We start from the raw sequence: 9,383 nt of genomic DNA on the forward strand, positions 1-9,383 counted from the left end.
CAAACAGACAGAGTATTCAGGCATCACATGACGGTCGATACCCAGCAAGAGGGCGACGAGCGCGTACATTGGCTACCGATGATCGCCGCGATCTCGTCGATCAGCGTCGTCGGCATCGCCATAGGCCTCGGCATGCCGCTGCTCAGCGTTATTCTCGAGAGCCGCGGCCACTCGGCATCGATGATCGGCCTCAACACCGCGGTCGCCGGCCTCGCCTCGATCGCCGGCGCCCCGCTGGCCACGCCGCTGGCGATGCGCTTCGGCGTCGCCTGGACGATGATCGCCATGATCGCCGCCGGCGCGCTCGCCTTTGTCGGCTTCCACTTCGCGCCGGACTTCTGGATGTGGTTCCCACTACGCATCGTGCTGCACATCGCGCTGACGGTGCTGTTCATCCTGTCGGAATTCTGGATCAGCACCTCGGCGCCGCCGCGCCGGCGCGGCCTGGTGCTCGGCATCTACGCCACCGTGCTGTCGCTCGGCTTCGCCGCCGGGCCATGGATCTTCGCCCATATCGGCAGCACCGGCTTCTTGCCGTTCGGCGTCATCATCGTCCTGGTCGCGCTGGCCGCAATCCCGGTGCTGGCCGCACGGAATGAAAGTCCCACAATCGTGGTTGACGCCGAAACCAGCAACTTCCTGCGCTACATCTGGCTGGTGCCGACAGCGACCGCCGCCGTGCTGGTGTTCGGCGCCGTCGAGACCGGCGGCTTTGCGCTGTTCCCCGTCTATGGCAACCGCATCGGCTATTCCGAGGCGGATGCAGCCCTCCTGCTCACCATGATCGGCCTCGGCAACGTGCTGTTGCAGATCCCTATCGGCATGATCAGCGACCGCGTCTCAGACCGCCGCTATCTGCTTTTGGCCTGCGCCACGGTCGGATTTGCCGGCACCATCTTCATGCCGTTCTTCGCCGGCAATTGGCACCTGATGGCGGCGCTTCTGTTCGTCTGGGGCGGCGTGGTGGCCGCCATGTACACGATCGGCCTTGCCCATCTGGGCTCGCAGCTCTCCGGCCATGAACTGGCCTCGGCCAACGCCGCCTTCGTGCTCTGCTACGGCGTCGGCATGGTGCTTGGCCCGCAGGCGATCGGCATCGGCATGGATGCCTTCGGGCCCTCCGGCTTCGGCTGGTCGCTCGGCCTGTTCTTTGCCGCCTATATCGCCTTGGTCAGCGCCAGGCTGATCCGCAAGATCTGGTAGCCTGTCCGTCGCCAGCCTGCGCAATCCTGACGGGATGTCGCCGCTGCTGACAGAACCGTGTCAGGAGACCTCAGCTAAAAGGGTGTCCCAAAAAACCCGAGTTTGAGGATACGGCGATGATCGACAGCGGCTTTGAAACCACATCTCTGCGCATGACGCTTCTGCTGCTTGTCAGCTTCCAGGCCCCGGCAGCCGATGTCGACCGCATCATGGACGCCGTGGTCGCGATCGCGCCGCTGGCAATGGGCAAATACGACCGCAACGCCTATCAAACGGCGCACGGCATCGAACGCTACCGACCGCTGGAAGGTGCAGCCGCCGGGGTCGAAACCGAACTGCGCCGCCGCCCCGGCACCGTCGAGGTCTCGTTCGAGTTGCCCGACGACCAGGTGCTCGCCGCCCGCGTCGTCGAGGCGATTTTCCAGGCGCATTCCTACCAGGAGCCGGTGATCCGCATCCAGCCAATCCTCGCCAGCCGCTCCAAGGGCCTGGACGACCGCGCCAATCCGAATCGCTGGTGGAACACGACCGGGGACTGGAAGAAAGCGCTTCCAGTTAAGGAAGAAGCCTAGAAATCCGGCCCCGCTGAGGGCGAGCAACAGCGACCTTACCTTCTCTCCTTGTGGGGTGAGAAGCGGCCTCGTAGCGGACGAAAAGCCAATTGCTTGGCTTTTCAAGATTCGAACGCCCTGAGCCTCAGCCTCCATCGAGCCGGTGATAAAACCGGACACCCATGTGCTACCTAATCCGGACAACTCATGTGCTTACGACATGGCAAGGCGTCGGGCTTGACTTTCCGGGCACGTTCTTTATGTGTCGCGCCAAGTTTCCCGCGTCCGGGTGTTTTCCCCCGCTCCAGCGGCCAAAACCCCACGAACATAACGGACTGATACAATGGCCAAAGCCGCAAACATCAAGATCAAGCTTCTGTCGACCGCCGACACCGGTTTCTTCTACGTGACCAGCAAGAACAGCCGTACCAAGACCGACAAGCTGTCGTTCCGCAAATACGACCCGGTCGCCAAGAAGCATGTCGAGTTCAAGGAAACCAAGATCAAGTAATCTGGTTTTCATACGCTCTGTCAAAAGCGCCGCCCCTTCGGGCGGCGTTTTTGATTCAAGGCCCCGAAAGCCAGAACCCTCCGCTGTTTGGCGCGAAGTGCTCATCTCATTTTTTGGCAAAAAAGGGGGCCGGTCGGCGTATGGCAGCGGTACGAGGAGGCCACTATGTGCCAGCGCCGGCCGGCCGACCCCACGGACCCAGGAGATGCGGCGGACCTGAGCATCATGGGGTATTCGGCGAAGCGATGCGGCTGTCTACCCTCGTGCCCGCATCGCCCTTGTTCTTGCACCGCACATTTGCGCAACAATGTTTGAAAATCAATAGTTTCTTAACCAAGCCTGCCGAATCGCTTGGATTAAGGTAAATTCCTAACCCTGTCCGATTGACTGCATAATCGGTGTTCTAGCCTACGCTGCCTTGGCGACGACCCGGTTGCGGCCGCCACTTTTGGCTTCGTAGAGCGCCACGTCGGCACGTTTCATCAAAGCCGCGACCGTGTCCGCGCCCTTCAGAACCGATGACACGCCGACGCTGACCGTGACTTCGATCGCCTTGCCTTCAGGGCCGATGGCAAAGGGCAGCTGGGCGATTTCGGCGCGAATGCGCTCGGCAACCTTCTCCGCCACCGCGCCGTCCGTGTCCGGCATCACAACGACGAATTCCTCGCCGCCGAAGCGGCAGGCAAGGTCGATGCCCCTGACGTTCTTGCGCAGCCGCCTTGCGAACTCGCGCAGCACATCGTCGCCGCCGTCATGGCCATGCGAGTCATTGACGGTCTTGAAGCGGTCGAGATCGGTGATCATCACAGACAGAGGCCGCCGCCGCGCCACGGCGCGGTCGAACAGCGTCTGCAAATGGCTGTCGAGGTAGCGGCGGTTGTGCAGCCCGGTCAATGCGTCGGTCACCGCCATCTCTATGGTCTGGGTGACGCTGGCGCGCAGCTGGTCATTGTAGCGCTTGCGGCGCACCTGCGTGCGCAGCCGCGCCGTCAGCTCCTGCTGGTCGATCGGCCGCATCAGATAGTCGTTGATGCCGAGTTCGAGGCCTCTGATGATGCGGCCCTCCTCGCCTTCGTCGGCAATCAGGATGATCGGCAGGAAGCGGGTGCGGTCGAGCGAACGCAATTGCGAACACAACCGCAGCGGATCGAAATCGGTAAAACCGGTCGAGATCAGCACGCACTCATAGGGCGCCTCGGCGGCCTGGAAGAAGCCGGCATGCGGATCGGTGGCAATGTCGAGCTCGGCGCTGCCGCGCAGCATGTTCTGGATGCGCTCAACCGACGATTTGCGCTCGTCGATCAACAGCACCTTCGGCGTGGCGTCCTCCGACGCGAAGCTGCGGCTCAACAGCGCCTCGATGCCGATGTTGCGGGTGGTCGATGCGCGCAGCCGCAGCTCGTCGGTCAGCGACTTCAGCCTGACCAGGCTCTTCACTCGCGTCATCAGTTGCAGATCGTTGACCGGCTTGGTGAGAAAGTCGTCGGCGCCTGCCTCGAGGCCGCGCACCCGGTCGGCAACATGGCCCAGCGCGGTCACCATGACCACCGGTATATGCGCGGTCGCCGGATCGCTTTTCAGCCGCTTGCAGACCTCGAACCCGTCCATGCCGGGCATCATCACGTCGAGCAGCACGACATCGACCTTGCCGTTTTCGCAGGTCTCGATCGCGTCCGGCCCGTTGGAGGCCGTCAACACCTCGAAATATTCGGCCAGCAGCCGAACCTCGAGAAGTTTGACATTGGCAGGGATGTCGTCGACGACGAGGATCCGCGCGGTCATGTCACAAGGCTCCGGCTGAAGGCATCAGGCATCACCGAGATAGGATTTGATGGTCTCGATGAAACGCGGCACCGAGATCGGCTTGGAGATGTAGGCCTCGCAACCGCCCTGGCGAATGCGTTCCTCGTCGCCCTTCATGGCGAAGGCGGTGACGGCGATGACCGGAATGGAATGGAGGTCGTCGTCCTCCTTCAGCCATTTCGTCACTTCCAGCCCCGACACTTCGGGCAGCTGGATGTCCATCAGGATCAGGTCGGGCCTGTGCTGGCGCGCCAGATCGAGCGCCTCGAGCCCGTTGCGCGTGCGCACCGTTTCATAACCGCTGGCTTCGATGAGGTCGCGAAAGAGCTTCATATTGAGCTCGTTGTCCTCGACGATCATGACCTTCTTAGGCATCGATTTCCCGTCCCGGCCAGGCTTCTGCCCGAAGCCCTGCCGCTATGCGCCCTTGTCGAAGCACACCAAACCCTCGCTCACCCTTAAGGCAATATGATTGACGAAATGGAAACCCGAAGCGGCAAAAGCCATTCGGATTCCACCTCGAAAACCACATTGGATCGGGGCTGTGGCTTGCCGCAGGCGACGCTTGCGATTACTGCGGAAAAGAGACTCATTTCCGCAACGAGAAGGTAGTGATGGCAAACGCAGCGTCAATGCGCGAGGAAGCGGAAACCATTGCCGTGAAGGCACTGGGCTTCGTCGCCGCCGACCCCGAACTCCTGCCGCGCTTCCTGGCCATCACCGGCATCGAGGCGTCCGCCATCCGCCGCGCCGCGGCCGAACCGGGATTCCTTGCCGGCGTGCTGCAGTTCATCCTCGCCCACGAGCCGACCTTGCTGCGCTTTGCCGAGGAAACCGGCACCCCGCCTGCCTCAGTCGGCAAGGCGTTGCGCGCGCTGCCTCTTGGCGGCGACGACCATGAGCATTCGATATGAGCGACGATCCCGAGACGGCACGCCAGATCGCCGAACTTGCAGCCGACGACCGGCCTCTGCTGATCCTCGATGTCGACGATGTCGTGCTCGAATTCATCCGGCCGTTTCCGCATTTCCTGAAATCGCGCGGCTTCGGCCTGACGCTGGCCTCGTTCCGTCTCACCGGCAACATTGCCGAAACGGCGAGCGGCCGGTTGATCGAACAGCCGGAGGTGACGGCACTTCTCGGAGATTTCTTCGATACGCAGGCCGACTGGCAGAGCGTCACCGACGGTGCCGAACAAGCGCTTGCCAGCCTCGGCGACCGCGCCGAGATCGTCCTTTTGACCGCCATGCCGCATCGGCATCGCGCGGCGCGCCGCGCTCATCTCGATGCGCTCGGGCTGCCCTATCCGCTGTTGACCACCGAGATGGCCAAGGGACCGGCGGTGGCCAAGTTGCGTGGTAGCAAGGGCCGGCCGGTGGTCTTTGTCGACGACCAGCCCGCCAACCTCATCTCGGCACGCAACTCGGTTGCCGACGCCCATCTCTTCCACCTGATGGCCGACAATTCGCTGCGCGCCTTCCTGCCGCCGGTGCCGGACGACGTCATCTCCGTCGAGGACTGGCACGAGGCCGCGCCGAAGATCGCAAGCGCGCTCGGGCTCTGAGTTAGTCGCCTCTGAGTCCAGCGCTCAGGGCTTCGTTGCTGTCCCAGGGCTCGCATCCTGATCGGTGTTGTCTTCCACGACCGGATCAGGCCCCTTCAGCATGGCGCCGTTGACCGTCACCGACCCGTCGTGCCTGGCGTTGATCACCCATTCGATACGACCGCCCGGCAGCGTCTTGGCGAATCCCTTGATGGCCAGCGCGCCGGTAAAAGCCTGCGAGGCCTGCGGGTCCGTCTTCGCCGCCTCCTGCAGGCTTGCCACGATCTTGTCGTAGCCGGTCACGTCGATCGTCACGTTGGCATCGGGCTTCTTGTCGGGGAAGGTCATTTCGCCTTCCATGGCGACCTCAATGTCACCATTCTTGACCGTGCTGTGTCCAAGCACGAACTTTGGTGTCTTGGCCAAGAAATCGGCGGAAATCTCATCGCCGAAATCTGCCGGAAGCGGTGGATCCTTACTGAAATCGAGGGTTTCTATGGTTTTCCGAGCCATACTGTCGAGATCGATGTTGGCGCCGCCGAAATTCAGGTCGAGATCCGTCGGCAGCAACGCAACGGTCCAACTGGGCAGCATCTGCTGCGGTATTGTCAGGCCGGAAACCTTGAATGCGTAGCTGATCTTGCCGTCCTTGGTGATGCCGTCCATGCCGACAACGGTGTTCAGCTGCGCCGCGCCGAAATTGCCGGCATATGTTTCAATGGCAAGGTTTTTGAATGCGTAGGTCCCATCGATCCGTTCCCATAGCGGCAGCGCACCGAGCAGAAGCGTTTTGAACTCTGCTTGATCGGCCTTCAGCCGGGCCTCGTCCTCATGGGCGACGGCGAACGCCAAAAGATCCAGAAGCGGCTTGGTCTGAATGGCCTTAGCGGTCACGTTCACAGCGAGCTCCGGTGCCCGGAGCGCTGCGATTGACCGGTCATCGATTTTGACCGTTTCGACGAAGTCCGCCATCGCCTGTGTGAAATTAAGATCGACGCCGCCGTTAGCCGACTTGCTGGCGTCAAATTTGGAAGAGCCCAGCCCCACGCTCAAATTGGTCAATTGACTGACTTGGCGCGACGTCATCGTCATGCCCGCAATCGAACTGGTGCCACTGGTAAATGCCGCCAGTTTCGGGTCATAGACGCCCGTGAACTTGCCATCCTTGACAACGATTTGCCCGGTGTTCAGGCCATTTGGGCCATTTACCTCGATGGACCCAGTCGTAGAGAAATCCGAGGCGACATCCCAGCCTCCGTCGCTGCGCGGTTTGACCCGCAGCGTGACGGGCGGGAAATCGAACCGCTTCAGATCCTGCTTCGGCATCTTCGCCACAAGCGCCTTCACATCGAAGGTGATCTTGTAGGCACCCTCCTCGGCTGAGATCTTCAAAATGCCTTCATTGAGCGCCTGTTTGCCGACATAGCGAGAGAGCTCATCGGAAAGTTGCTTGGCACCTTGGGCATCGACAGCCTGGCCAAAGGCAGGAGCGCTGAGGGCGAGAAGGAAAGCAAGCGGCAAGACACGGTTCACAAAATTCTCCATTTGACCAAAAAGGAACGCTTCGTTCGTCTGCTATGAAACCAACCTACAGTTTCCACAGGACATCAACAAACGCCGACGGGTAATTAGACTACAGCACAAGCCGCATCAGCGGCCGGCCGGCCTTGCGTTCGAGGAGCCGCTCGAAGCCGGCCTTTTCGAACACACGCGACGAGCCGACGAATAGCCCGATCGAACGCGAATCGCGCGACACGTCGATCGGACACGCCTCGACCAGCCGCGCCTTGTTCTGGCGGGCAAAAGCGATGCCGCCCTCGACCAGGCGGTGGCTGACGCCCCGGCCGCGCGCGCTGGCGCGGATGAAGAAGCAGGAGATGGCCCAGACGCCGGGATCTACGGCGTCGGTTGGATCGACCGGCGCCGAGCCCCTGCCCCGATTGTTCCATTCGGGCACGTCGGCGCGCGGGCCGATCTGCATCCAGCCGACCGCTATGCCGTCCTCGAAAGCCAAAAGCCCCGGCGGCGGCCCTGCCTCGATGCGCGCCTTGATATGATCCTTGTTGCGCTGTTTGTCGCTGGCCCGCCGGACCGCCGGCGCCATCCGGAAATGCGTGCACCAGCACCCGTAACAGGCGCCCTGCTTGCCGAAAAGATCCTCGAAATCCGCCCACAGGTCGGGCGCCAGCGGCGCTATGGTCGTGCTCATGAGTTATCTCCCGGCTAACCGCTTGTGGCGGCTTCCGTCCTGACGTACCATTGCATCTGTTCTCTTTATGTTCGCAGCGATGGCGGCCCCTGTCAACAATCCCGAGCACGGTTTTTGCCGCGACTGCCTGACCTTTCAGCGCAGCGATACCAGGCGCTGTGAGCGTTGCGGCAGCCCTCGACTCACCCGCCATCCCGAGCTCTACCAGCTGCATCTGGCGCATATCGATTGCGACGCCTTCTATGCGGCGATCGAAAAGCGCGACAATCCGGCGCTGAAGGACAAGCCGCTGATCATCGGCGGCGGCAAGCGCGGCGTCGTCTCCACCGCCTGCTACATCGCCCGCATCAAGGGGGTGCGCTCGGCAATGCCGATGTTCAAGGCGCTCGAAGCCTGTCCGGAAGCGGTTGTCATCCCGCCCAATATGGAGAAATACGTCCGCGTCGGCCGCGAGGTCCGCGCGCTGATGCAGGCGCTGACGCCGCTGGTCGAGCCACTCTCCATCGACGAGGCGTTTCTCGACCTCGCCGGCACCGAGCGCCTGCACGGCATGCCGCCGGCAGTGGTGCTGGCACGCTTTGCGCAGACCGTCGAAAAGGAAATCGGCATCACCGTTTCGGCCGGCCTTTCCTACTGCAAGTTCCTGGCCAAGGTTGCCTCCGATTTCCGCAAGCCGCGCGGCTTTTCGGTGATCGGCGAAGCCGAGGCGCTGGGTTTCCTGGCCGAACAGCCGGTGACGCTGATCTGGGGCGTCGGCAAGGCTTTTGCCGCAACGCTAGAACGCGACGGCATCCGCAGCATCGCCCAGTTGCAGCGCATGGAGCGCGCCGATCTTATGCGCCGCTATGGCGTGATGGGCACCCGGCTCTACCATCTCTCGCGCGGCCAGGACGACCGCCGTGTCGATCCCGACCAGGATGCGAAAAGTGTGTCGGCCGAAACCACTTTCGACACCGACATAGCTGAAATGGGCGAACTGGTTCCAGTGCTGAGGGGATTGTCGGAAAAGGTCTCGGCGCGGCTGAAGAAGTCAGGCATTGCCGGGCGCACCGTGGTGCTGAAGCTGAAGACGCAGGATTTCAAGCTGCGCACCCGCAACCGCCAGCTCGGCGACCCGACAAGGCTGGCCGACCGTATTTTCCAGACCGGGCTCGACCTGTTGCGCAAGGAGGCGGACGGGACAAAGTACCGGCTGCTCGGCATCGGTGTCAGCGATCTCTCGGATGACGAGAAGGCCGATCCGCCCGATCTCGTCGACGTCGGCTCGCGCAAGCGCGCCATGGCCGAAAGCGCCATCGATACGCTGCGCGACAAGTTCGGCAAGAAGGCGGTGGAAACCGGCTACACCTTCGGTAAAGGCCGCAACGCCAACCCGCCGGAGCCGATCGAGGAGTGAGACGGCTTAGATACGCTTGAGATCGATGCGGCTCGTCACCACGTTGTTGCCGGTTTTCGGATCGACGTCGGTAACGGTCAACCGCATTCCGTCGCCGCTGGTTTTCTCGACCGTCAACCGCGCCTTGCGATCGCCATTGACCTCCGCCGCCCAGCGAATGCCGAGAC

Annotated in this window: 10 protein-coding genes; 6 read left to right on the forward strand and 4 right to left on the reverse strand. The window is 62.2% G+C overall.

The window, feature by feature from the left end:
* Nucleotides 1–27: 27 nt before the first annotated feature.
* From NKJ80_RS10060 to rpmG, 3 genes are all read left to right on the forward strand, one after another.
* Entirely contained in the window at nucleotides 28–1,203 is a 1,176-nt protein-coding gene (locus NKJ80_RS10060; protein ID WP_352497503.1) for an MFS transporter, read from the forward strand.
* A 116-nt stretch (nucleotides 1,204–1,319) separates the two neighbouring features.
* On the forward strand, nucleotides 1,320–1,775 hold the full coding sequence (locus tag NKJ80_RS10065) for a YqfO family protein (RefSeq protein ID WP_023688312.1): 456 nt from the start codon (nucleotides 1,320–1,322) through the stop codon (nucleotides 1,773–1,775).
* Between the two features lie 322 nt (nucleotides 1,776–2,097).
* Entirely contained in the window at nucleotides 2,098–2,265 is a 168-nt protein-coding gene (rpmG, locus tag NKJ80_RS10070) for a 50S ribosomal protein L33 (RefSeq protein WP_006201775.1), read from the forward strand.
* Between the two features lie 408 nt (nucleotides 2,266–2,673).
* Here the strand turns inward: rpmG and NKJ80_RS10075 are convergent, their stop codons facing one another.
* On the reverse strand, nucleotides 2,674–4,047 hold the full coding sequence (locus NKJ80_RS10075) for a PleD family two-component system response regulator (protein ID WP_023701189.1): 1,374 nt from the start codon (nucleotides 4,045–4,047) through the stop codon (nucleotides 2,674–2,676).
* Between the two features lie 24 nt (nucleotides 4,048–4,071).
* Nucleotides 4,072–4,443: a response regulator gene (locus tag NKJ80_RS10080; protein ID WP_023667574.1), complete on the reverse strand. Its 372-nt coding sequence runs from the start codon at nucleotides 4,441–4,443 to the stop codon at nucleotides 4,072–4,074.
* A gap of 239 nt (nucleotides 4,444–4,682) precedes the next feature.
* Between NKJ80_RS10080 and NKJ80_RS10085 the strand changes: the two genes are divergently transcribed.
* Complete coding sequence (locus NKJ80_RS10085; RefSeq protein ID WP_023691161.1) at nucleotides 4,683–4,982, forward strand: DUF3572 domain-containing protein; 300 nt, start codon at nucleotides 4,683–4,685, stop codon at nucleotides 4,980–4,982.
* Nucleotides 4,979–5,632, forward strand: a complete 654-nt coding sequence (locus NKJ80_RS10090) for a hypothetical protein (RefSeq protein ID WP_023710628.1) — start codon at nucleotides 4,979–4,981, stop codon at nucleotides 5,630–5,632. The genes NKJ80_RS10085 and NKJ80_RS10090 overlap by 4 nt, the downstream gene beginning before the upstream one ends.
* Before the next feature lie 24 nt (nucleotides 5,633–5,656).
* Here the strand turns inward: NKJ80_RS10090 and NKJ80_RS10095 are convergent, their stop codons facing one another.
* Together NKJ80_RS10095 and NKJ80_RS10100 are read right to left on the reverse strand one after the other, a co-directional pair.
* On the reverse strand, nucleotides 5,657–7,144 hold the full coding sequence (locus NKJ80_RS10095) for a hypothetical protein (RefSeq protein WP_023710629.1): 1,488 nt from the start codon (nucleotides 7,142–7,144) through the stop codon (nucleotides 5,657–5,659).
* A 100-nt stretch (nucleotides 7,145–7,244) separates the two neighbouring features.
* Nucleotides 7,245–7,820, reverse strand: coding sequence for a GNAT family N-acetyltransferase (locus tag NKJ80_RS10100; protein ID WP_023729854.1), 576 nt, complete (start codon nucleotides 7,818–7,820; stop codon nucleotides 7,245–7,247).
* Nucleotides 7,821–7,887: 67 nt separating this feature from the next.
* Between NKJ80_RS10100 and NKJ80_RS10105 the strand changes: the two genes are divergently transcribed.
* Nucleotides 7,888–9,216, forward strand: coding sequence for a DNA polymerase IV (locus tag NKJ80_RS10105; RefSeq protein ID WP_023667579.1), 1,329 nt, complete (start codon nucleotides 7,888–7,890; stop codon nucleotides 9,214–9,216).
* The last annotated feature ends 167 nt before the right edge of the window (nucleotides 9,217–9,383 follow it).

This window comes from Mesorhizobium sp. M0030 (assembly GCF_040323695.1).
Classification (GTDB): domain Bacteria; phylum Pseudomonadota; class Alphaproteobacteria; order Rhizobiales; family Rhizobiaceae; genus Mesorhizobium.

Excerpts from the sequence above, each read along its gene's own strand:
- NKJ80_RS10060 (WP_352497503.1), top strand. The coding sequence starts at position 28 with ATGACGGTCGATACCCAGCAAGAGGGCGACGAGCGCGTACATTGGCTA.
- NKJ80_RS10065 (WP_023688312.1), top strand. The coding sequence starts at position 1,320 with ATGATCGACAGCGGCTTTGAAACCACATCTCTGCGCATGACGCTTCTG.
- rpmG (WP_006201775.1), top strand. The coding sequence starts at position 2,098 with ATGGCCAAAGCCGCAAACATCAAGATCAAGCTTCTGTCGACCGCCGAC.
- NKJ80_RS10075 (WP_023701189.1), bottom strand. The coding sequence starts at position 4,047 with ATGACCGCGCGGATCCTCGTCGTCGACGACATCCCTGCCAATGTCAAA.
- NKJ80_RS10080 (WP_023667574.1), bottom strand. The coding sequence starts at position 4,443 with ATGCCTAAGAAGGTCATGATCGTCGAGGACAACGAGCTCAATATGAAG.
- NKJ80_RS10085 (WP_023691161.1), top strand. The coding sequence starts at position 4,683 with ATGGCAAACGCAGCGTCAATGCGCGAGGAAGCGGAAACCATTGCCGTG.
- NKJ80_RS10090 (WP_023710628.1), top strand. The coding sequence starts at position 4,979 with ATGAGCGACGATCCCGAGACGGCACGCCAGATCGCCGAACTTGCAGCC.
- NKJ80_RS10100 (WP_023729854.1), bottom strand. The coding sequence starts at position 7,820 with ATGAGCACGACCATAGCGCCGCTGGCGCCCGACCTGTGGGCGGATTTC.
- NKJ80_RS10105 (WP_023667579.1), top strand. The coding sequence starts at position 7,888 with ATGTTCGCAGCGATGGCGGCCCCTGTCAACAATCCCGAGCACGGTTTT.